Genomic DNA, 21,810 nt, shown 5'->3' with positions numbered 1-21,810 from the left:
GCGGAAATGATCCGGTGATGGATGAGCGCTCCCGGATTGCTCGGGCGGCGGCGGAAAGAGCCGCCCGGCAAAGCTACGGCAAGCTGGTCGCCTGGCTTGCGGCCCGCACGCGCGACGTGGCCGGCGCGGAAGACGCGCTGGCCGACGCCTTTGCCGCCGCGCTGGAGCGCTGGCCCAGCGCCGGCGTGCCCGAAAGGCCGGAAGCTTGGCTGCTGGCGGTGGCGCGCAGGCGCGGTGTCGACACGATGAGGCGGCGATTGACGAGCGAGGCGGCTCGCGGCCACCTGCAGCTCGTTGCCGAGGAGGCGGAGGCGCGCATGGCCAATGACGAGCTGCCCGACGAACGGCTCAGGCTGATGTTCGCCTGCGCCCACCCGGCGATCGACACCAGCGTGCGCGCGCCGCTCATCCTGCAGACGATCCTCGGTTTCGACGCCGCGACGATCGCCTCGGCTTTCCTGGTTTCGCCGGCGACGATGGGCCAGCGGCTGGTGCGGGCCAAGGCACGCATCCGCGAGACCGGGATTCCTTTTCGCGTGCCCGAGAAGGCGGAGCTCGGCGACCGGCTGGACGCCGTGCTGGAAGCGACCTACGCCACCTTCGCCGAGGGCTGGTCGGATCCGACCGGCACCGACAGCCGGCGGCGCAACCTCGCTACCGAAGGCATCTGGCTCGGCCGGCTGGTCGCCTCGCTGATGCCGGACGAGCCGGAGGCGCTGGGGCTGCTCGCGCTGATGCTGTTCGCCGAGGCGCGCCGTTCGGCGAGGCGCGGCCCCGACGGAGAGTTCGTGCCTCTGGCCGAGCAGGATATCGCACTTTGGGACGGAGGCCTGATCGACGAGGCGGAAGCCTTGCTGGTTCGCGCCGCGCAAGAAGGCATCATCGGCCGCTACCAGCTGGAGGCCGCCGTGCAGTCCGCCCATACGGCGCGGCGGCGCGGCGGCGGCACCGACTGGGCGGCGATCCGCCAGCTTTACGACGCGCTGCTCGCGGTCGCCGGTTCGCCGGTGGTGGCGATCAACCGCGCGGTGGCGATCGCCGAAACCGAGGGCGCGACCGCCGGACTGGCGGCGCTTTACGTGCTGGGCGACGACAAGCGGCTGCAGGACTACCAGCCCTACTGGGCCGCACGCGCCGGGCTCTTGGCCAGGCTCGGCAATATCAGGCAGGCGGCCCAGTCCTACGACCGCGCGATCGGCCTCGAGCGCGACCCGGCGCTTCGCCGATTCCTGCAGGGTGAAAAGGCGAAGCTTGTTGGGAACTAGGCCTCGGCCCACATCTCGTGCGATGCGTTCAGCTTGCGCATCAGCGCATCCTCGCGCAGCCTCGCCCACAGGCGTTCGATGTTCGGCCAGGCTTTGCGCGCCCTCTCGACATCGGGATGCCAGGCCACCAGCATCACGAGGTAGATGTCGGCAAGCGACAACGTCTCGCCGGCCAGCCAGTCGCGGCCGGCGAGCGCCTGGTCGAGAATGGCAAAGCCGCGATCCATCTCGGCGACCGCCGCCTGCTTCACCGGCTGCAGGCCTTCGCCATCGGCTGTGTAGCGATGCGCGTAATAGAGGCGCAGGACCGCCGGATAGAGCACCGACGACATGAAGGCCATCCAGCGCAGGAAATCGGCCCGGCCGGGCGATCCCGCCTCCGGGGCGAGACCGGCATCGGGGTGGCGCTCGGCGAGCAGGATGCAGATCGCCGCCGATTCGGTCAGCGAATGGCCGCCCGGCAGCGTCAGCGCCGGCACCTGGTTGAGCGGGCTGATGGCCAGGAAGGCCGGATCGGGCGTTTCCTTCTTCGGCACGTCGATCTGTTCGAAGGGCACGCCGGCCATGGCCAGCGCAGCCTCGACGACGAAGCCGCCGCTGCCCGGGCGCGTATAGAGCTTGTACATGAGAAATCCTCCCGCCGGTCGACCAAGGGCCTGCAGCGATATGAGCCGGAAGCTACATCTGCCTCAAGCCAGCGCCCGCTTGCCACAGGCGCTTTTTGAGCAGTCCAGTTGGAGTGCCGACACCCAAGGCCCCGCGACGACGGCGAACCGGCTCCTGGGGGCGCCCAGAGCAATTCCAGGAAAAGTGCGTAGCGGTTTTCCGTCCGGAATTGCGAAAAACAAAGACCTAAAGCGGTTCCGCCACTCTGTGGAACGCTGAACCGCTCTAGGCGCCCAGCCCGTCGAACAGGATGGTCGAGAGATAGCGCTCCGCGAAGGAAGGGATGATGACGACGAGGTTCTTGCCCTTGTTCTCGGGCCGCGAGCCGACGACGACGGCCGCCTGGAGCGCCGCGCCGGACGAGATGCCGACCGGCACGCCTTCGAGCCGGGCCACAAGGCGGGCGTTGGCGACCGAATCCTCATTCGAGACCCTGACGATCTCGTCATAGACCGACGTATCGAGGATCTTCGGCGCAAAGCCGGCGCCGATGCCCTGGATCTTGTGCGGACCGGGCTGGCCGCCCGACAGAACGGGGGAGGCCTCCGGCTCGACCGCCACGACGTGCACCGAAGGCTTGCGCTTCTTCAGCACCTGGCCGACGCCGGTGATGGTGCCGCCGGTGCCGATGCCGGCGACGAAGATGTCGACCTCGCCCTTGGTGTCGTTCCAGATTTCCTCGGCCGTGGTGCGGCGATGGATCTCCGGGTTGGCCGCATTCTCGAACTGCTGCGGGATGACGGCGTTGGGCAGCGTGGCCGCAAGCTCGTCGGCCTTGGCGATGGCGCCCTTCATGCCTTTCGGGCCTTCGGTGAGCACCAGCTCGGCGCCGAGCAGCGCCAACATCTTGCGGCGCTCGACCGACATGGTCTCCGGCATGGTGAGGATCAGCTTGTAGCCCTTGGCGGCGGCGGCGAAGGCGAGCGCTATGCCGGTGTTGCCGGAGGTCGGCTCGATCAGCGTGGTCTTGCCCGGCTCGATCTTGCCGGCCTCTTCCAGCGCCTCGATCATGGCGACGCCGATACGGTCCTTGACCGAGGCGATCGGGTTGAAGAATTCGAGCTTGGCCATGAGGTTGGCGACGATGCCCTTCTCCCTGGCGAACTTGTCCAGCCTGACCAGCGGCGTATCGCCGATCGTCTCCGTGATCGAATTGAAGACGCGGCCGCGGCCGGGCACGCGCGCGGAAGAGACGGGCTTGTTCATGGTTTCGCTCCCAGGAAAATCAGACATCCAGAATAGGGCTTTCAGCCGCGCAAGATAGGCCGGCCACCGAAAATATCCGAGTGGGGCGGTTGCTCAAAAGCGTGCAGGACCGGAAATGCATTTTCCAAGATGGCCGGTTCCAGGAATGGTTTGGCGGAAATGAAAGCCATCATGCACCAGAGCGCATCTGGATTCAGGTCAGGCCGGCCTCGGCTTGATATCGATACACTTTATTGACGGGCGGCGATGGCAGCGGCCGCGCCCATCATGAAACCGGCGGCGGTGCGGTTGAGAAGCTTCAGGGCTTGGGGCGATTTCAGGAACCAGCGCGCCTTGGCGGCCAGCGCCAGATAAGGCACCAGCACCACGAACAGCACCACCACGGTGAGCATCGCAAGGATGACGTAATCGGCGAGCGTGATCGTCTTCAGGTCGACGATGGTCGGCGTGATGGCGAGATAGAAGATCATCGTCTTCGGGTTGCCGAGCGTGACCGTCAGCCCGGCGACGAAGCTCGACACCAGACCGCCCTTGGCCTTCCGCGCCTCGACGGTCTCGGGCGTGATGCCGCTGGTCCAGAAGCGCCAGGCGAGGAAGGCGAGATAGGCAACGCCGGCCCATTTGATGGCCAGGAAGACCATGCCGAAGCTCTGCGCGACGAAAGCAAGCCCGAGCACCACGGCGGTGAGATAGGTGAGGTCGCCGAGCATCAGGCCGAACGACATCGCCAGCGACGAGCGGAAGCCGGAACCGAGCGCGCGGGCGACAAGCGCCGTGACGCCGGGGCCAGGAATGGCGGCGGCAACGCCGAGCGCGGCGCTGTAAGCGAGGAATCCGGTCAGTGTCATGGTTTTGGCCTAGCGTATGATACCGATGGGGGAGCGCGGCTTCTATCATGATGCCCGGTCACGGGTAACTCCCTCGCGGCGGGAATCGTTGCGCCAGCTCGATCACGCGCTACCCACCATACGTAACGCGCCAGATCGTACCATTGCCGTCCTCGGTCAGGATCAGCGCGCCATCCCTGGCCACGGCGACGCCGACCGGGCGGCCCCAGACCGCGTCGTCGGAAATGACGAAGCCGGTGGCGAAGTCCTCGTATTCGCCGGTTGGCTTGCCGTCCCGAAACTTCAGACGGACTACCTTGTAGCCGGTGCGGAGATCGCGGTTCCATGAGCCATGCAAGGCGACAAAGGCATCGCCCTTGTAGTCGGCGGGGAAGTTGGCGCCTTCATAGAAGGCGATGTTGAGCGGCGCCGAATGCGCCTGCATCAGCACATCCGGAACCGTGACCTTGCCGGCGAGATCGGGGCGCGCGCCCTTGTGGCGCGGGTCCTCGTTGTCGCCGATGTAATACCAGGGCCAGCCATAGAAGGCGCCGTCCTTGACGGCGGTCGCGTATTCGAAGGGAACATTGTCGCCAAGCTCGTCGCGCTCGTTGACGACGCACCAGAGCGCGCCGGTCGCCGGCTGCACGGTCATGCCGGAGCAGTTGCGCAGGCCGGTGGCGACCGTCCTGCGGTTCCTACCGTCGGGGTCGAACGCCAGCACGTCGGCGCGGCCTTCCTCCGAGCCCCAGGCGGCGCCAAGCGGCTGCGATTTCGCCCACGCCTCGATGCCGCCCTTCGGCCTGGCAGCCATGTCCTCGGCGACGTTGGAGCCGGAACCGACCGACAGATAGAGCGTCTTGCCGTCGGGCGAGAAGGCAATGTCGCGCGTCCAGTGATGGTTGGCGGGGATCTTCGCGACGATGGTCTCCGGCTTGCCGGACGCCTTGAGGTCGCCGTCGCGATAGGGGAAGCGCACGACGCTGTTGCTGTTGGCGACATAGACCCATTGCGGCTTGCTGCCGGGCGGATAGAAGGCGATGCCGTAGGGCCGGGTCAGGTTCCCGGCGAAGATCGACGTCCCGGCGGGCTTGGCGCTGCCTTCGGCCAGGCGAAAGACGCGGATCTGGTTCGCCCGGCTGTCGGCCACGAAGAGATCGCCGTTCGGCGCCACGCGCACGACGCGCGGACTGTCGATGCCGGAAGCGACCAGGTCGGCGGAGAAGCCCGGCGGAAGCTTTGGCTTCGCGCCCTCGGGACGATCGGTGATGCCGCCACCGTTCGAGGCGGACTCGGTTGCATAGGGCTCCTGAAGATCGCCGGGCTTTATCAGACGCCGCACGCCCGGACGGTCGACCTTCCAGTCACCGAAGGCCTTTTCGCCGAGCAAGGGTTGACCGGCCTGCTGCGCGAAGGCGCCGGTGGCGAGAAACAACGCAATGCCCGCGAGGCCGGCGATCCGCATCATTCTGTCCTCCTTCATCTGCCAGCGCGCGCCGATCGATCGGACGCCTGCAGACAGGAGATATTGGGCAAATGTCCTCAAAGAGAAGCGTGCCCACGCGGATATTACGGCATGACGCCGGACTCAGGCCTCTTTTGCATCCAGATCGTCGTCGAGGCGTTTTTCCAGCTCGACGAGGTCCGCCGGCAAGGGCAGGCCCATGGCGCGCATTTCCCTGAGCTTCTCGCGCAGCTGTTCCTGGATCTCGTGCTCGTCCTTGGGCTGGTTGATCATTTCCTGCAGCAGGAGGTCGATCTGGGCCTTTATCGCTTCCAGCGCCATGTCTTTCTCCTTCGCAGTTCCCCGCGCCCCCGGTCGCCGGGTTCGGGCCGGGTCGGCCTCGCCTGAGTATCGATACGCCTAGCGCAGCATGCGCGAAATCAGTTGCGCCGTATAGTCGACCATCGGCACGATGCGGGCGTAGTTAAGCCTTGTCGGTCCGATGACGCCAAGCGCGCCGATGACGCGGGCGTCCTTGTCGCGATAAGGGGCGACGACCAGCGACGAGCCGGACAGCGAAAACAGCTTGTTCTCCGAGCCGATGAAGATGCGCACGCCCGGCCCTTCCTCGGCGAGGTCGAGCAGCTGCAGCAGCCCGTCCTGCGTCTCCAGGTCCTCGAACAGATGGCGCAGCAATTCGAGGTCGGCCTGGGCGGTGACATTTTCCAGGAGGTTGGCGCGGCCGCGCACGATGAGGCGCGCCGGCAGGCCGCTTTCGGCGCCGGCCCAGACCGCCAGGCCCTTCTCGACAAGATCCTGCGACAGCGTGTCGAGGGCGGATTTGGTTTCATCCTTGATGCGGGCGACCTCGGCGCGCGCTTCGGCGAGCGTGCGGCCACGGATATGGGCGTTGAGGAAGTTGGAGGCCTCGTGCAACTGCGACACGGTGATGCCGGCCGGCAGATCGACGACGCGGTTCTCCACGTCGCCGTTCTGCGAGACCAGCACGGCAAGCGCCTTGGTCGGTTCGAGCTGGATAAATTCGATGTGCTTCAGGGCGACCTCGTTCTTGGAGGCGAGCACAAGGCCGGCGCCGCGCGACATGCCGGACAGCATCTGGCTGGCCTCTGTCAGCATGTGCTCCAGCGTCGCACCCGAGCCGGAGGCGCGCACCTGCGCCTCGATGATGCGGCGCTCGTCGTCGGAAAGGTCGCCGAGCTCCATGAAGGCATCGACGAAGAAGCGCAGGCCTGTCTGGGTCGGCAGCCGCCCGGCTGAAATGTGCGGCGCGTAGATAAGGCCCAGATGCTCGAGGTCGCTCATCACGTTGCGGATTGTGGCCGGCGATAGCGAGGATGGCAGGATGCGCGACAGGCTACGCGAGCCGACAGGCTCGCCGTCGCGCAGATAGGAATCGACAATCCGCCGGAAAATATCGCGCGAGCGCATGTCGAGTGACTGAAGTACGGGCGACTGAAGCCCGGGACTCTGGGACGTCGGATCGACTGGTTTGTTCATTCCGGCGAGAAACCTCCTGCCGAAAGATATAGACTTAAGCCACGGCGGCGCAACCCGGTGCCGCGTTTGCGGTCACCCGGCCGTTTTCCTCATGCGCCCCTTTTCCTTTGCGACTTGCCTCGCTTGCGGCTACAAGCCGGCCACGATTCCGAAACGAGAAGAAAGCAGGCCTGATGCGCCCCTCCAAACGCCAAGCCGACGAAATGCGCGCCATCTCCTTCGAGCGCGGCGTTTCCAAGCATGCCGAAGGCTCTTGCCTGGTGAAGTTCGGCGACACGCATGTCTTGTGCACGGCGAGCCTGGAGGAAAAGGTGCCGGCCTGGATGCGCAATTCCGGCAAGGGCTGGGTGACAGCCGAATACGGCATGCTGCCGCGCTCGACGGGCGAGCGCATGCGGCGCGAGGCCTCCGCTGGCAAGCAGGGCGGCCGCACGCTGGAGATCCAGCGGCTGATCGGCCGCTCGTTGCGCGCCGTGGTCGACCTGCAGGCGTTGGGCGAACAGCAGATCACGGTCGACTGCGACGTGATCCAGGCCGATGGCGGCACCCGCACCGCCTCCATCACCGGCGGCTGGGTGGCGCTCCACGATTGCCTGCGCTGGATGGAAGCGCGCCAGATGGTGAGCGTCGCCAAGGTGCTGAAGGACCATGTCGCCGCGATTTCCTGCGGCATCCATGACGGCCAGCCGGTCATCGATCTCGACTATATCGAGGACTCCTCGGCCGGCACCGACGCCAATTTCGTCATGACCGGCAAGGGCGGCATCGTCGAGATCCAGGGCACGGCCGAAGGGGAGCCTTTTTCCGAAGAGCAGTTTTCCGCGCTGATGGGCCTAGCGAAGAAGGGTATCTCACGGCTGGTGAGCCTGCAGCAGATGGCGGTGGCGTAGGCTTTGAATGACGCCCTCTGCGATCCTCGAATCGGCTCTCTATGTCACCGATCTGACCGCGGCGGAAGCCTTCTATCGCGACATCATCGGCCTCGAGGCGTTGGGCAAGGTCGAAGGCCGGCACGTCTTTTTCCGCTGCGGCGACGGCGTGCTGCTTCTCTTCAACGCGGAGGCGACGAAAATTCCGCCGGCGCCGGACGCCAGGCTTAAAGTGCCGCCGCACGGCGCGGCGGGCGAGGGGCATCTCTGCTTTGCGGCGACCGCCGACGAGATCGCCGCTTGGCGCAAGCATCTCGCGGCCAGGAACATCGCCATCGAAAGCGATTTCGAATGGCCGCAAGGCGGGCAATCGATCTATATCCGCGACCCGTCGGGCAATTCGATCGAATTCGCCGAACCAAGGATCTGGGGTCTTTGATGCATTCCCTAAACGGACAAAAGATCGTCGTCGCCAGCCACAATGAAGGCAAGCTGCGCGAATTCGCCGACCTGATGGCGCCGTTCGGCTTCGAGGCGAAATCGGCCAAGGAATACGGCTTGCCGGAACCCGACGAGACCGGCACCACCTTCGAGGAGAATGCCTATATCAAGGCCTATGCCGCCGCCAAGGCGACCGGCCTGCCGGCGCTGTCCGACGATTCCGGGCTCTGCGTCGACGCGCTCGACGGCGCGCCCGGCGTCTACACCGCCAACTGGGCGGAGAAGCCCGACGGCAGCCGGGATTTCGGCATGGCCATGCAAAAGACCGAAACGGCGCTTGAGGAGGCCGGCGCGACCGAACCTTCGCAGCGCACCGGCCGCTTCGTCGCCGTCATTTGTCTCGCCTTCCCGGACGGCGAGGCCGAATATTATCGCGGCGAGGCCGAAGGCAGGCTGGTGTGGCCGCCCCGCGGCACGCTCGGCTTCGGCTACGATCCGGTGTTCCTGCCCAACGGTTTCGACAAGACCTTCGGCGAGATGAGCGCGGAAGAAAAGCACGGCTGGAAGCCCGGCCAGGCGACGGCGCTGTCGCACCGCGCCCGTGCGTTCCAGAAATTCGCCGAAGCACGCCTGGATTTGGCCCGGTTGGATTCAGCGCGATCAGGATCCGCATGAGCTCGGTCACAATACCGCTCGACCGGAGCCCCGGCTTCGGCGTCTATATCCACTGGCCGTTCTGCGCGGCCAAGTGCCCGTATTGCGACTTCAACAGCCATGTCCGCCACCAGCCCGTCGACCAGGAGCGTTTCGCGCGCGCCTTCGAGACGGAGCTGAAAACCATGCGCGACCGCACCGGGCCGCGCGAGGTGACCAGCATCTTCCTCGGCGGCGGCACGCCATCGCTGATGAAGCCGGAGACGGTGGGCGCGGTGCTGGAGGCCGTGGCGAAGAACTGGACGGTGCCGGCCGGCATCGAAGTGACGCTGGAGGCCAATCCGTCCTCGGTGGAGGCCGAGCGCTTCCGCGGCTATCGCGCCGCCGGCGTCAACCGCGTCTCGCTCGGCGTGCAGGCACTGAACGACAAGGATCTGCGCTTCCTCGGCCGGCTGCACAATGTCGAGGAGGCGCTTCTGGCAATCGGCCTCGCCCGAGAGATTTTTCCGCGGCTTTCCTTCGACCTGATCTATGCGCGGCCCGGCCAGACCCCGGAGGCGTGGGGGGCGGAACTGGAGCAGGCGATCGGCTATGCCGTCGACCACCTGTCGCTCTACCAGCTCACCATAGAGGAGGGCACGCCCTTCCACGCGCTTTACGCGGCGAAGAAATTCACGCTGCCCGACAACGACCATGCCGCCGACCTTTATGCGCTGACGCAGGAGGTGACGGCTGCGCATGGCCTGCCGGCCTATGAGATTTCCAACCACGCCCGGCCGGGCGCCGAGAGCCGGCACAACCTGACATATTGGCGCTACGGCGAATATGTCGGTGTCGGCCCGGGCGCGCATGGCCGTTTCGTCGAGAACGGCCGCCGCACGGTGACGATAGCGGAGAGGATGCCGGAGACCTGGGCCAACCTGGTCGAGGCCAAAGGCCATGGCGTCACCGGCGGCGAGGTTCTGACGCGCGCTGAAGAGGCCGACGAGTTCCTGCTGATGGGATTGCGGCTCGCCGAAGGCATCGACCTGCAGCGCTACGAGGCGCTGTCGGGGCGCGGCCTGTCGAGCGCGCGGCTTTCGGTGCTGCAGGAGGAAGGGCTGGTGGCGCCGGTCGGCAATGCAAGGCTGCGCGCCACGTCCGCCGGCATGATCGTGCTCGACGCGGTGGTGGCGGATCTGGCTAGGTAAGCCCACAGGCCAAGTGGCTGGTCTGTTGTGGACGATTTATCGGCTCCAGTAAGGATGCTAGAAGGTCGGCTTGTTGAACCAAAGGCGGGCCCGCGCCGTATCTAGATGGCTATGCGATGAAGTTCCTGATCCACGAGACGCTGCGGACATTAAACACTGATGATGTGTTCGAGTTTGGATTGACCGAAATCTTGAGGTCTCCAGAGCATGACGACCTCTTTGAGGCTCAGGCGATTTTCATCAGGAACGCAACGGTCACATCGAAACTAAAATTGTCCCACTTGAGCGAATTCAGCGTTGTCCTCAGTTTCATAACATATATTGGAAATAAGCTTCGCGGGATCGCCAAGGACGAGGTGTTCGAGTTTGATCTGAACGGACTCACATTTGATCAGTACATCCCTCTCAGCAAAAATCAGCGTGAGATCTGGAATGAGTAGTCGGTGAGGAACGTCCTGTTCGTCTGCAGTCAGAACCGGCTGCGCAGTCCGACCGCCGAGCAGGTGTTTTCCAGACGATATCGAGGTCGAGTCCGCCGGCACAAATCACGACGCCGACAACCCGCTGACCCATGAGCTGGTCGCCTGGGCCGACATCATCTTCGTCATGGAAAAGGCGCACCGCGCCAAGCTGCAGAAGAAGTTCCGGTCGAGCCTGAAGGGTGCCAGGGTGATCTGCCTCGACATCCCGGACGATTACGACTTCATGGACCCGGAACTGGTGCGGCTGCTCAAGGCGAAAGTGCCCCGATACCTTTAAGCGTCGTGCTTCTGGCGATGCTTGATGCGGTGCTTCTCGCCATGCACCGCGCCGTCTCGGACCTGCTTCTGATCGCCCTTGTCAAGGCGGACTCCGCTCTGGGCGGTGATCGGGTGTGGATGAGCGCCCTCACGGGCGGATTTGCTCTCAAGCCGGCTGATGAAAATATCGAAGCGATTGGGCATCGTTCGGTCCTGCCTCCTCCCGGGGAATCAGGGGTTAAATTCGCCGATGTGGGTTTCGTTCCGCACTATGGCAAAGGCATGGCGGGTTCCCCATGTCGATCTCACCTTTTGCAACGACGCGTCAGCCATGCCAAACAGACTTGGCTCTGTCGCAACTCCGGACAGAAAACCGCGACGCACTTTCCTGAAATTGCTCGGAATGAGGGCATTGGGTGACCGGCGACAAACGCAGCTATCTGATCGGACAGACCGAGATCGCGGCACGACCGCTCGCGCCGGCGCTGTATCTGGTTGCGACGCCGATCGGCAATCTGGCCGACATCACGCTGCGCGCGCTGGAGACGCTTGCCGCCGCCGACATCGTCGCCTGCGAGGACACGCGTGTCTCGCGCGTGCTGCTCGAACGCTACGGCATCCGCCGCCGCACCACCGCCTATCACGAGCACAATGCCAGCGAGGCCGGACCGAAGCTGATCGAGGCGTTGGCGGCGGGGCAGAGCGTGGCGCTGATCTCCGACGCCGGCACGCCGCTGGTCTCCGACCCCGGCTACCGCCTGGTCGGCGAGGCGCTGGAGCGCGGCGTCCGTGTCGTGCCGATCCCTGGCCCATCCGCCGCGCTCGCCGCGCTGACCGCTTCCGGCCTGCCCTCCGACGCCTTCCTGTTCGCCGGGTTCCTGCCCGTGAAGACTGGACAGCGGCTGACCAAGCTGGAAACGTTCAAGGGGGTGCCGGCGACGCTGATCTTCTTCGAATCACCGCGAAGGCTGGCCGAGACGCTTGGCGCCATGGTCGAGGCGCTGGGTGGCGAACGAAAAGCGGCGATCGGCCGCGAGCTGACCAAGGCGTTCGAGGAGATGCGCACCGGGACGCTGGCCGAACTGGCGGACCATTACGCGGCCGCCGACACGCCGAAGGGCGAGATCGTCATCTGCGTCGGTCCAGCGGAGGCCATGGCGGACCAGCCGGCCGACATCGACCGACTGCTGTTGTCGCTCGCCGCCGAAATGCCTGCCTCGAAGGCGGCGGCGGAAGCGGCGAAGATGACCGGCGGCCAGAAGCAGGCGCTCTACCGGCGGCTCCTGGAGCTGAAGGAGCGACCATGATCCCCAAAAATGGAAACCGGTTTTTGGAAAAGATCATGGTCAAACAAAGAGATGGCTGAGCGCACGGCCGGCCACCGGCGGAAAGCCTATCGGCGCGGCCATCGCGGCGAGTGGCTGGCGGCGTTGGCGCTGATGCTGAAAGGCTACCGGATCCTCGCCCGCCGCCACCGCACCAGGCTCGGCGAGATCGACCTGATCGCCAGGCGCGGCGACCTTGTGCTGTTCGTGGAGGTCAAGGCGCGCCGCACGCTGATCGAGGCGATGGAAGCGATCGGCCATGAATCGGAGCGCCGCATCGAGGGCGCCGCGGATATCTGGCTGTCGCGCCAGCCGGATTATGGCAGGCTTTCGATGCGTTTCGACATGGTGGCCGTGCTGCCCTGGCGCTGGCCGGTACATGTCGAGAACGCGTTTTATGGGCGGAATTGAGGTTCGCTCAACGGTGATAGGCTGGCGGGACAGCGCCCCCCTCTGGCCTGCCGGCCATCTCCCCCGAGGGGGGAGATCAGATATCGCTCTCGCTTTCGCCAATCGCCAACGTCGCAAGAGGTGGCGCCGCTGGCCGAACTGTTAATCTCCCCCCTCGTGGGGGAGATGCCCGGCAGGGCAGAGGGGGGCGCGAAGAAACTCGACGAAGCAGTAAGAGAGCGACCCCGCCTCACCCCCAGACCATCAGCGCCGCCAGCCCCGCAATACCCACCACGAGCCGCCACCAGCCGAACAGGGCGTAGCCTTTGCGCGAGACGTAATCGAGCAGGAAGCGCACGACGATCAGCGCGCTGACAAAAGCGGCGATGAAGCCGACGGCGATGATCGGCAGGTCGGCCGAGGTCAGCACGTTGCGGTTCTTGAACAGATCGAAGGCGAAGGCGCCGACCATGGTGGGCATTGCGAGGAAGAAGGAGAACTCGGCCGCCGCGCGCTTGTCGACGCCCATCAGCAGCGCGCCGACGATGGTCGAACCGGAGCGCGAGGTGCCGGGAATCAGCGACAGGCACTGAAACAGGCCGATCTTGAGATAAACGCTCAACGGGAAGCGCTCGACGTCGTGATGGACCGGCTTGAAGTTGATGCGGTCGACGACGAGCAGCACCACGCCGCCGATGATCAGCATGATGCAGATCAGCCTGGGTGATTCGAAGAGGATCGTCTTGATGAAATCATGCGCCAGCGCGCCAATGACCGCGGCCGGCAGGAAGGCAATCAGGATGCCGATGACGAAATGCCGGGTCTGCGGGTCGCTGGGCAGCTTGATCAGCATCTGCCACAGCTTGCTGAAATAGACGCTGAGGATCGCCAGGATCGCGCCGAGCTGGATCAGGATCTCGAAGGCCTTGCCGGTTGAATGGAAGCCGAGGAAATGGCCGGCAAGCAGGATATGGCCGGTCGAGGACACCGGGATGAATTCGGTCAGGCCCTCCAAAAGCCCAAGCAGCAGCGCTTCGACGATGGTCTGGCTTTCCATGGCAACCTCAGGATTTCGGGAACAGCTGGGGACAACGGCTTGCTTGTCACGGCGCGGAAGTCCCCCTATAGGTCGCAACACCGTGACGGCCGCATGACGGGCCGCCAAGACTTACCGGCGCAGGAGACGATTCGCCAGTGTGGCAATCCGGAATTCGCCGCACCTCGGAGCAGCGCAATGTGCGAATTCCGGATTCTGAGCCACACTGTCAACTTCAAGTTCTAGTGTGGTTTTGGATTTGAAGTTCCTGGACGCTAATGCCATTGAGGGTACAGGAACTTCAAATCCACCACACTAGTGCGCCCTATCATCGCGGAACCATGCTGACGCTTTTCCATCATCCCATGTTCGCCACCTGCCGTTTCGTCCGCCTCGCCTTCGGCGAGTATGGCGAGGAGCTGGCGCTGATCGAGGAAAAGCCGTGGACGCGGCGCAAGGAGTTTCTGGCGCTGAACCCGGCCGGAACGCTTCCGATCCTGCTGGCCGAAGGCGACGTGCCGATCGTCGGCGCCATGGTGATCGCCGAATATCTCGACGAGACGCGCGGGGTGCTCAAGCGCGACAAGCGGCTGTTCGCCGAGGACCCGATGCAGCGCGCCGAGATCCGGCGGCTGACCGACTGGTATCTCAGCAAGGCCGAAAGCGAGGTCACCCGCCACCTTGTGCGCGAGCGGGTGCTGAAGCCTGTCATGCCGGAAACGGCAGGGGGCGGCTCGCCGGATTCGGCCGCGATCCGCGCCGCGCGCGCCAACATCCGCCAGCACATGAAATACACCAACTGGCTCGCCGGCACCCGCCATTGGCTGGCCGGCAACAAGGTGACCTATGCCGACCTCGCCGCGGCGGCGACGCTTTCGGTGCTCGATTATCTGGGCGAGATCGACTGGCGCGAGCACGCCGCCGCGCGCGAATGGTACACGCGGGTGAAATCGCGGCCATCCTTCCGGCCATTGCTCTCCGACCGGGTGCGCGGCTTGTCGCCGGTGTCGCATTATGCGGACCTCGACTTCTGAAAACCTGCGCGCGCTGATCGACGCGGAAGCGCGCCGCGCCGGCTTCGAGGCGGTCGCCGTGACCCGGCCGGACGCTATCCCGCTGGCGCCGGCAAGGCTTGCTGAGTTCGTCGCCGACGGTTTCCACGGCTCGATGGCATGGATCGCCGAGACGCTTGAGCGGCGGGCTCAACCCTCGACGCTGTGGCCGCAGGTGCGCTCGATCATCGTGCTGGCCATGAATTACGGGCCGGACCACGATCCGCGCGATATCCTCGCAAGGCGCGACCGCGGCGCGATCTCTGTCTATGCGCAAAACCGCGACTATCACGACGTGATGAAAGGCCGGCTGAAGGAGATCGCCGGCAAGATCGTGGCAAAGGCCGGCGGCGACGTGAAGGTGTTCGTCGATACGGCACCCGTGATGGAGAAGCCGCTGGCGGAAGCAGCGGGGATCGGCTGGCAGGGCAAGCACACCAACCTTGTCAGCCGGACGCATGGCTCGTGGCTGTTCCTTGGCACGATCTTCACCACGGCCGAGCTGCAACCCGACCATGCCGAGATCGACCATTGCGGTTCCTGCCGCGCCTGCCTCGACGCCTGCCCGACCGATGCTTTCCCAGCGCCTTACCGGCTGGATGCGCGGCGCTGCATCTCCTACCTCACCATCGAGAACAAGGGGCCGATCCCGCGCGAATTTCGCGACAAGATCGGCAACCGCATCTATGGCTGCGACGATTGCCTGGCCGCCTGTCCATGGAACAAGTTCGCCAGCGCTGCTTCCGAGGCGAAGCTTGCCGCGCGCGCGGATCTGCGCGAGCCGAAGCTTTCAGACCTGCTCGCGCTCGACGACGCGGCATTCCGCGCTTTCTTCTCGGGTTCGCCGGTCAAGCGCATCGGCCGCGATCGTTTCATCCGCAACGTGCTGATCGCCACCGGCAATTCGGGCGACGCCTCGCTGACGCCGGTCTTGCGCGGACTGCTCGGCGACGCCTCGCCGCTGGTGCGGGGTGCGGCAATCTGGGCCCTGTCGCGACTGCTGTCCGATCGCGAGTTTGGCGAACTTGCCGCAACGGCTTCGAAGACCGAGCCCGATGCGGAGGTCCGCCAGGAATGGCTGGCGGATCTGAAAAATCCCGTGAAGGCCGATTGATAGGGGTTCATCGATGAGCGCAAGACGCTTCTTCATCTTCGGCGCCGGCTATTCCGGCAAGGCTTTCGCGCGGGCCAACGACCGACGTGAGCCGGTCTTCGGCACGACCCGGGCGCCCGAAAAATTCGACGCGCTGCGATCGGCCGGCATCGAGCCGCTGCAATTCGACGGCGCGCTGTCGCCCGAACTGAGTGAGGCGCTTGCACTGACCACGCATCTCATCGTCTCGGTCGCGCCCGACGAAGCCGGCGAACCGGTTCTCAACGCCGCCGGCGATGCATTGCGGAAACAGATGCCGGCGCTACAGTGGATCGGCTATCTGTCGACCGTCGGTGTCTATGGCGACCATGGCGGCGCCTGGGTGGAAGAGACCAGCGAGTGCCGGCCCATGTCGAAGCGCTCGGTGATGCGGGTCGGGGCCGAACAGGAATGGCTGACGCTTGGCCGCGAGATCGGCAAGCCGGTGGCGATCCTGCGGCTTTCCGGGATCTACGGGCCGGGCCGCAACGCGCTTACCAATCTCGCGGACGGCACGGCGCGGCGACTGGTCAAGCCGGGCCAGGTGTTCAACCGCATCCATTGCGACGACATCGCCGGCGCGCTCTGGCTGCTGGCCGACAAGACTCTCGGCGGCATATTCAATGTCACCGACGATGAGCCGGCGCCACCGCAGGACGTCGTCGCCTATGCCGCCGGACTGATGGGCGTCGAGCCGCCGCCCGAAATTCCGTTCGAGACCGCCCAACTTTCGCCCATGGCGCGGTCTTTCTATGGCGAGAACAAGCGCGTCGCTAACAAGGCGATCAAGGCGGCCGGCTATCGCTTCCGGTTCCCGAACTACCGGGTGGCGCTGGAGCGGATGTGGGCCGAGGACAACTGGCGGGACGGAGAGCCGCGCAGCCAGATGCGAGGATGATGCCGAGAAGGACAGAGCGGTTTCGGTCGGCATCACCTTCCAATGCTTTGATCGATGCGGGACGCGCGGTGTGGTATGATTCGTTCCTGATCAGGTTCGCCTGACCGCGCGGCAAACGGAAAGACTGGAGAGGGACCCAGCCTGATGAATCTGCGATCGCTGCCCGAGAGAAGGCCGTTCCTGACCGCCGCGCTTGCGCTGGTGACTTTGGCCGCGCTGGCGGCGGCCGCGATCTCGGCCGAGCCGCGCGCCAAGGACCTGTTCGGCGCCAAGAAACTGCCGGCGGTGGTGCCCGCGCAATCCTTCGGCTTCTACTCCAAGGGCTGCTTCGCCGGCGGCGTCGCCCTGCCGATGGACGGGCCGACCTGGGAAGTGATGCGCCCCTCGCGCAACCGCCGATGGGGCCATCCGGCGATGATCGCGCTGATCGAGAAACTGTCGCGCGACGCCGCGGCCGACGGCTGGCCGGGACTTCTGGTCGGCGATGTCTCGCAGCCGCGCGGCGGCCCCATGATGACCGGCCATGCCTCGCATCAGATCGGACTGGACGCCGACATCTGGCTGACGCCGATGCCGAGGCGTCCGCTGACGATGGCGCAGCGCGAGTCGATGAGCGCCACGCTGATGGTCGACGAGAAGACGCATCTGGTGAAGGACGCGCTGTGGACGTCGGCGCACACAAGGCTGCTCAAGCGCGCAGCGAGCTATCCGGAAGTCGAGCGCATCCTGGTCAATCCCGGCATCAAGAAGAAGCTTTGCGACACCGTCACCGGCGACCGTTCCTGGTTGCGCAAGATCCGGCCGTTCTGGGGCCACGACTATCACTTCCACATGCGCATCGGCTGCCAGCCGGGCTCACCCGGCTGCAAGGGGCAGGAGGCGACGCCCGCGGACGACGGCTGCGGCAAGCCGCTGGCCTGGTGGTTTACCGAGGAGCCGTGGCGGCCCAACAAGAATCCCGACGCGCCGAAGGCCCGCGATCTGATGACGATGGCCAATCTGCCGAAAGAGTGCCAGGCGGTGCTGGCCGCCGCGGATGCGCCGTCGCTGGCGGCCGTGACCTTCCAGGGCGGCAGCGCAGCCGCGGTCGCCGCGGCCGAGCCGCCGCAGAGCGAGCCGGTGGAAACGATCTCCAGCGGCAATGCCTCGATCCCGTCGGCGGCGAGCGCCTTCGCGCCGACGCCCAAGATCGGCATCCCGCTGCCGCGGCCCAGGCCCGGGAACTGACGCTTGAGCGGGCTTCCCCTTTCCGGGGCCATGCGCTAGTCAATCGATTGAAACGGCGCAGCGGCGCCGCAACGAGGACGATCAAGAGCATGTCAGGCGAGAACGAGACGGGGCTGCGGTTCCCGGTCCTGATCGGCGATATTGGCGGCACCAATGCGCGCTTCTCGATCGTGCGCGACGCCAATTCGGAAGCGACAGAACCGCAGATCGTCCAGACCGCCAATTTCGCCACCATCGATGAGGCGATCCAGGCGGCGGTTCTGGACCGCTCGTCCATCCAGCCGAATTCGACGGTGCTGGCGGTGGCCGGTCCGGTCGACGGCGACGAGATCCGTCTGACCAATTGCCCGTGGGTGGTCAAACCGCGCCAGATGTTCGCCAATCTGGCCCTGAGCGAAGTCGTGGTGCTCAACGACTTCGAGGCGCAGGCGCTGGCGGTGGTGGCGCTGGGCGAGGAGCATATGGAAAGGATCGGCGGCGGCACGCCGGAACCCAATGCGGGACGCGTCGTGCTTGGCCCCGGAACCGGGCTCGGCGTTGCCGGGCTGATCCACGCGCTCGATCGCTGGATCCCGGTGCCGGGCGAGGGCGGGCATATGGATATCGGCCCACGCACGCCGCGCGACTTCGAGGTCTTCCCGCATATCGAGAAGCTTGAAGGCCGCATCTCCGGCGAGCAGATCCTGTGCGGGCGCGGGCTGGTCAACGTCTATCGCGCCGTGGCCAAGGCCGATGCCAGGCCGGCGCCGTTCACGACGCCGGCCGAGGTCACCGCGGCGGCGCTTGCGAAATCCGACCCGGTGGCCGAGGAGGCGCTGGCGCTGTTCGTCACCTGCCTCGGCCGCACCGCGGGCGACCTGGCGCTGGTGTTCATGAGCCGGGGCGGCGTGTTCCTGACCGGCGGCATCGCGCAAAAGATCGTGCCGGCACTGAAGGCCGGCAATTTCCGCGCCGCCTTCGAGGACAAGGCGCCGCACAGCGCGCTGATGCGCGAAATGCCGGTCTATGTCATCACCCACCCGCTGGCGGCGCTGCTTGGGCTTGCCGCCTATGCCAGGACGCCTTCGCTGTTCGGCGTGCAGACCGCCGGGCGGCACTGGCGGGCCTGATGGCGCCCTGGCATGGGCCGGCGACCGGCCGCCGCGACGAAGTTTCGCCATAGGCAAGCCGTAGCCGGGGCGCTAAGAGGAGTGCCGAAACGAAGCCCTGCCCGACGAGAATCCACGAAGCGCCCCTGATTTGACTGTCCAATCTTCACTCAAACTGAAAGTCCAGCCCGCTGAGGTCAGGGCTGTGCTGCGCCGCATCCTGGCCGAGAACGGCAGTGAATACCGCTGGACCTATGTCGTCGCCGTCTCTTGCCTGCTGATTGTTTCGGCTACCACTGCCTTCCTCGCGTGGGTCATGGCTCCGATGATCGATGGGATATTCGTCGAGCGGCGCAGCGACATGATCTTCTGGGTGTGCGCCGGTTTCATGGGAGCCTCCCTGTTGCGCGGCTTCGCCGGCTACGGCCAGGCGGTGGCACTGGCCGCGATCGGCAACAACCTGGTCGCCCGGTACCAGAAGCGCGTCTTCGACCATCTGATGAAGCTCGGCGTCAATTTCTTCAACGACACGCGTTCCGGCCGCCTGGCGGCGCAGGTCAACGAGAATGTCGGCGGCGTTCGCGACCTGCTGTCGCTGACGCTGACCTCGATCAGCCGCGACGCGGTCTCGCTGGTCGCACTCGTCGGCGTCATGATCTACCAGGACCCGGTGCTGTCGCTCAGCTCGCTGCTGATCGGACCGCCGCTGATCTGGGCCGTCGTCTACATCACCCGCCGGCTGCGCAAGATCAACCGCGAATCCGTGCTGATCAATTCGCAGCTGAACGGCTCCGTACAGGAGGCCACGCAGGGCATCGCCATCGTCAAGGCCTTCACCCTGGAGGACGAGCTGGCACGCCGCATCGGCATCATGGCCGACACGGCCGAGCAGCGTAACAACAAGATCGCCCGCGTCGCGGAGCGGCTGTCGCCGATTTCCGAGATTCTCGGCGGTCTCGCCATTACCGCGGTGGTCGCCTATTCCGGCTACCGGGCGCTGTATCTTGGGCAGCCGCCGGGCGCGGTCTTCTCTTTCATCACCGCTTTGATCATGGCTTACGACCCGGCACGACGCCTGGCGCGCACACAGGTCGGCATGGAACGCGCGCTGGTCAATGCGCGCATGATCTACGAGCTGCTCGACCTCGAGCCGAAGCAGGGCGACGCGCCCGACGCGGCAGACGCCAGGATCGTCACCGGCGAGGTGCGCTTCAACGATGTGACCTTCGGCTACAACGCCGACACGCCGGTGCTGCGGGACCTGAGCTTTACCGCCGCCGCCGGCAAGTTGACGGCTGTGGTCGGCGCCTCGGGCGCCGGCAAGTCGACGCTGGTGGCATTGCTGCAGCGCTTCTACGACGTCGACAAAGGCTCGATCGAAGTCGACGGCCAGGACATCTCGAAGGTGACGAAGCGCTCGCTGCGCCAATCGATCGCCTATGTCTCGCAGGCGCCCTACCTGTTCGAAGGCACGATCCGCGACAACATTCGCTACGGCCGGCTCTCGGCCACCGATGCCGAGATCGAGCAAGCGGCGAAACTCGCCGCCGCCGACGAATTCATCCGCCAGCAGCCGCAAGGCTACGACACGCCGGTCGGCGAAGGCGGCTCGACGCTGTCGGGCGGCCAACGCCAGCGCGTGTCGATCGCGCGCGCCATCGTGCGCCAGGCGCCGATCCTGCTGCTCGACGAAGCGACCTCTGCGCTCGACAACGAGGCGGAAGCGCGCGTCCAGGAGGCACTGACCCATGTGATGGAAGGGCGCACCACGATCGTGATCGCCCACCGGCTTTCGACCGTGGTCAATGCCGACCATATCATCGTGCTGGAAGAGGGCCGGCTGGTCGAGGAAGGCACGCATGCGACGCTTATGGCCGACCCGCACAGCATCTATGCCCGTTTCCACCGGATCCAGGGCAAGAAGGGACTGGGGCTTGTCGACGACGTCAAGGCAAGCCAGACTTCGGGCCAAACTCCGGCGCCGGGCAGCCGCGCCAGGAAGACCGTCAGGAGAAACGCATGAGCGAAACCGGCGATATGGGCCTGGTCGTGGTCGGTGCTGCGGGCCGCATGGGCCAGACGCTGATCCGTGCCATCCACAGCATGCCCGGCGCGCGCGTCGCGGGCGCGGTGGAGCGGCCGGATTCCCCCCATCTCGGCAAGGATGCCGGCGACCTCGCCGGCATCGGCACCGTCAACGTGCCGATCGTCGACGATCCGCTGCCGGCCTTCGCCAAGGCAGACGGCGTGCTCGATTTCACGGCGCCGGCGGCCAGCGTCGAATTCGCCGGCTACGCCGCGCAGGCCCGCATCGTCCATGTCATCGGCACCACCGGCTGCTCGGCCGAGGACGACGCCAGGATCGGCGCCGCCGCGCGCCATGCCACGATCGTCAAATCCGGCAATATGAGCCTCGGCGTCAACCTGCTGGCGGTGCTGGTCGAGCAGGCCGCGAAGGCGCTCGACCCGCAGGATTTCGACATCGAGATCCTGGAGATGCACCACCGCCACAAGGTCGACGCGCCGTCGGGCACGGCGCTGCTGCTCGGCGAGGCGGCGGCGAAGGGGCGCGGCATCGATCTTGCCGGCAACAGCGTGCGGGTGCGCGACGGCCATACCGGCGTGCGCAAGGCTGGCTCGATCGGCTTCGCCACGCTGCGCGGCGGCTCGGTCGTCGGCGACCACAGCGTGATCCTTGCCGGCACCGGCGAGCGCATCACGCTTTCCCACCATGCCGAGGACCGGGCGATCTTCGCGCGCGGCGCGGTAAAGGCGGCGCTCTGGGCGCGCGGCAAGAAGCCTGGCCTCTATTCCATGCGCGATGTGCTCGGACTTTCCTGAC

23 protein-coding genes and 1 pseudogene are annotated in these 21,810 nt (G+C 65.8%); 16 read left to right on the top strand and 8 right to left on the bottom strand.

Annotated elements, in window-relative coordinates; genetic code table 11:
- Positions 1 to 17 precede the first annotated feature (17 nt).
- Positions 18 to 1,265: an RNA polymerase sigma factor gene (locus ACR64R_RS22365; RefSeq protein ID WP_487358439.1), complete on the top strand. Its 1,248-nt coding sequence runs from the start codon at positions 18 to 20 to the stop codon at positions 1,263 to 1,265.
- Here ACR64R_RS22365 and ACR64R_RS22360 read toward each other — a convergent pair.
- The 6 genes from ACR64R_RS22360 to hrcA form a co-directional block, all read right to left on the bottom strand.
- Positions 1,262 to 1,891 carry a glutathione S-transferase family protein gene (locus ACR64R_RS22360; RefSeq protein WP_487358438.1) on the bottom strand — a complete coding sequence of 210 codons (630 nt, stop codon included), beginning with the start codon at positions 1,889 to 1,891 and terminating at the stop codon, positions 1,262 to 1,264. The two genes, ACR64R_RS22365 and ACR64R_RS22360, sit on opposite strands and share 4 nt — an antisense overlap.
- Before the next feature lie 265 nt (positions 1,892 to 2,156).
- Positions 2,157 to 3,137 carry a cysteine synthase A gene (cysK, locus tag ACR64R_RS22355; protein ID WP_487358437.1) on the bottom strand — a complete coding sequence of 327 codons (981 nt, stop codon included), beginning with the start codon at positions 3,135 to 3,137 and terminating at the stop codon, positions 2,157 to 2,159.
- 230 nt (positions 3,138 to 3,367) lie between these two features.
- Positions 3,368 to 3,985 carry a LysE family translocator gene (locus ACR64R_RS22350; RefSeq protein ID WP_487358436.1) on the bottom strand — a complete coding sequence of 206 codons (618 nt, stop codon included), beginning with the start codon at positions 3,983 to 3,985 and terminating at the stop codon, positions 3,368 to 3,370.
- Between the two features lie 109 nt (positions 3,986 to 4,094).
- Complete coding sequence (locus ACR64R_RS22345) at positions 4,095 to 5,432, bottom strand: PQQ-dependent sugar dehydrogenase (protein ID WP_487358435.1); 1,338 nt, start codon at positions 5,430 to 5,432, stop codon at positions 4,095 to 4,097.
- A 120-nt stretch (positions 5,433 to 5,552) separates the two neighbouring features.
- Positions 5,553 to 5,750, bottom strand: coding sequence for a hypothetical protein (locus ACR64R_RS22340; RefSeq protein ID WP_487358434.1), 198 nt, complete (start codon positions 5,748 to 5,750; stop codon positions 5,553 to 5,555).
- Between the two features lie 78 nt (positions 5,751 to 5,828).
- Positions 5,829 to 6,926 (bottom strand): heat-inducible transcriptional repressor HrcA, encoded by a 1,098-nt coding sequence (gene hrcA / locus ACR64R_RS22335; RefSeq protein ID WP_487358433.1) that lies wholly within the window; start codon positions 6,924 to 6,926, stop codon positions 5,829 to 5,831.
- Positions 6,927 to 7,099: 173 nt separating this feature from the next.
- Here hrcA and rph point away from each other — a divergent pair, with 173 nt between their 5' ends.
- From rph to ACR64R_RS22305, 6 genes and pseudogenes are all read left to right on the top strand, one after another.
- A complete protein-coding gene (rph, locus tag ACR64R_RS22330) occupies positions 7,100 to 7,816 on the top strand; it encodes a ribonuclease PH (RefSeq protein ID WP_487358432.1) in 717 nt (238 codons plus the stop codon).
- Between the two features lie 7 nt (positions 7,817 to 7,823).
- On the top strand, positions 7,824 to 8,234 hold the full coding sequence (locus ACR64R_RS22325; protein WP_487358431.1) for a VOC family protein: 411 nt from the start codon (positions 7,824 to 7,826) through the stop codon (positions 8,232 to 8,234).
- Complete coding sequence (rdgB, locus tag ACR64R_RS22320; protein WP_487358430.1) at positions 8,234 to 8,911, top strand: RdgB/HAM1 family non-canonical purine NTP pyrophosphatase; 678 nt, start codon at positions 8,234 to 8,236, stop codon at positions 8,909 to 8,911. Before ACR64R_RS22325 ends, rdgB begins: the two co-directional genes overlap by 1 nt.
- Entirely contained in the window at positions 8,908 to 10,080 is a 1,173-nt protein-coding gene (hemW, locus tag ACR64R_RS22315) for a radical SAM family heme chaperone HemW (protein WP_487358429.1), read from the top strand. Before rdgB ends, hemW begins: the two co-directional genes overlap by 4 nt.
- A gap of 116 nt (positions 10,081 to 10,196) precedes the next feature.
- Positions 10,197 to 10,520, top strand: coding sequence for a hypothetical protein (locus ACR64R_RS22310; RefSeq protein ID WP_487358428.1), 324 nt, complete (start codon positions 10,197 to 10,199; stop codon positions 10,518 to 10,520).
- Between the two features lie 3 nt (positions 10,521 to 10,523).
- Positions 10,524 to 10,839, top strand: a pseudogene (locus ACR64R_RS22305) (low molecular weight protein tyrosine phosphatase family protein).
- Here ACR64R_RS22305 and ACR64R_RS22300 read toward each other — a convergent pair.
- Positions 10,836 to 11,024 carry a hypothetical protein gene (locus ACR64R_RS22300; protein ID WP_487358427.1) on the bottom strand — a complete coding sequence of 63 codons (189 nt, stop codon included), beginning with the start codon at positions 11,022 to 11,024 and terminating at the stop codon, positions 10,836 to 10,838. The pseudogene ACR64R_RS22305 and the gene ACR64R_RS22300 sit on opposite strands and share 4 nt — an antisense overlap.
- Positions 11,025 to 11,236: 212 nt before the next feature.
- Between ACR64R_RS22300 and rsmI the strand changes: the two genes are divergently transcribed.
- Complete coding sequence (gene rsmI, locus ACR64R_RS22295; RefSeq protein ID WP_487358426.1) at positions 11,237 to 12,127, top strand: 16S rRNA (cytidine(1402)-2'-O)-methyltransferase; 891 nt, start codon at positions 11,237 to 11,239, stop codon at positions 12,125 to 12,127.
- Positions 12,128 to 12,178: 51 nt separating this feature from the next.
- Positions 12,179 to 12,556, top strand: a complete 378-nt coding sequence (locus ACR64R_RS22290; RefSeq protein WP_487358425.1) for a YraN family protein — start codon at positions 12,179 to 12,181, stop codon at positions 12,554 to 12,556.
- Positions 12,557 to 12,785: 229 nt separating this feature from the next.
- Here ACR64R_RS22290 and ACR64R_RS22285 read toward each other — a convergent pair whose 3' ends face one another.
- Positions 12,786 to 13,592, bottom strand: coding sequence for an undecaprenyl-diphosphate phosphatase (locus ACR64R_RS22285; RefSeq protein WP_487358424.1), 807 nt, complete (start codon positions 13,590 to 13,592; stop codon positions 12,786 to 12,788).
- A 320-nt stretch (positions 13,593 to 13,912) separates the two neighbouring features.
- Here ACR64R_RS22285 and ACR64R_RS22280 point away from each other — a divergent pair, with 320 nt between their 5' ends.
- The 7 genes from ACR64R_RS22280 (at position 13,913) to dapB (ending at position 21,809) form a co-directional block, all read left to right on the top strand.
- Complete coding sequence (locus ACR64R_RS22280) at positions 13,913 to 14,605, top strand: glutathione S-transferase family protein (protein WP_140805139.1); 693 nt, start codon at positions 13,913 to 13,915, stop codon at positions 14,603 to 14,605.
- Complete coding sequence (queG, locus tag ACR64R_RS22275) at positions 14,586 to 15,737, top strand: tRNA epoxyqueuosine(34) reductase QueG (RefSeq protein ID WP_487358423.1); 1,152 nt, start codon at positions 14,586 to 14,588, stop codon at positions 15,735 to 15,737. Before ACR64R_RS22280 ends, queG begins: the two co-directional genes overlap by 20 nt.
- A 13-nt stretch (positions 15,738 to 15,750) precedes the next feature.
- On the top strand, positions 15,751 to 16,653 hold the full coding sequence (locus tag ACR64R_RS22270; protein WP_487358422.1) for an SDR family oxidoreductase: 903 nt from the start codon (positions 15,751 to 15,753) through the stop codon (positions 16,651 to 16,653).
- Positions 16,654 to 16,797: 144 nt separating this feature from the next.
- A complete protein-coding gene (gene mepA / locus ACR64R_RS22265) occupies positions 16,798 to 17,880 on the top strand; it encodes a penicillin-insensitive murein endopeptidase (protein WP_487358421.1) in 1,083 nt (360 codons plus the stop codon).
- 89 nt (positions 17,881 to 17,969) lie between these two features.
- Positions 17,970 to 18,989, top strand: a complete 1,020-nt coding sequence (locus tag ACR64R_RS22260; protein ID WP_487358420.1) for a glucokinase — start codon at positions 17,970 to 17,972, stop codon at positions 18,987 to 18,989.
- Positions 18,990 to 19,119: 130 nt separating this feature from the next.
- On the top strand, positions 19,120 to 20,991 hold the full coding sequence (locus ACR64R_RS22255) for an ABC transporter ATP-binding protein (protein WP_487358419.1): 1,872 nt from the start codon (positions 19,120 to 19,122) through the stop codon (positions 20,989 to 20,991).
- Positions 20,988 to 21,809, top strand: coding sequence for a 4-hydroxy-tetrahydrodipicolinate reductase (gene dapB / locus ACR64R_RS22250; RefSeq protein ID WP_487358418.1), 822 nt, complete (start codon positions 20,988 to 20,990; stop codon positions 21,807 to 21,809). Before ACR64R_RS22255 ends, dapB begins: the two co-directional genes overlap by 4 nt.
- Position 21,810: the final 1 nt, after the last annotated feature.

The organism is Mesorhizobium sp. MC2-1-1 (assembly GCF_057597255.1).
The sequence above is the reverse complement of the archived record's forward strand: the minus strand, read 5'-3'. Positions and strand labels throughout refer to the sequence as shown.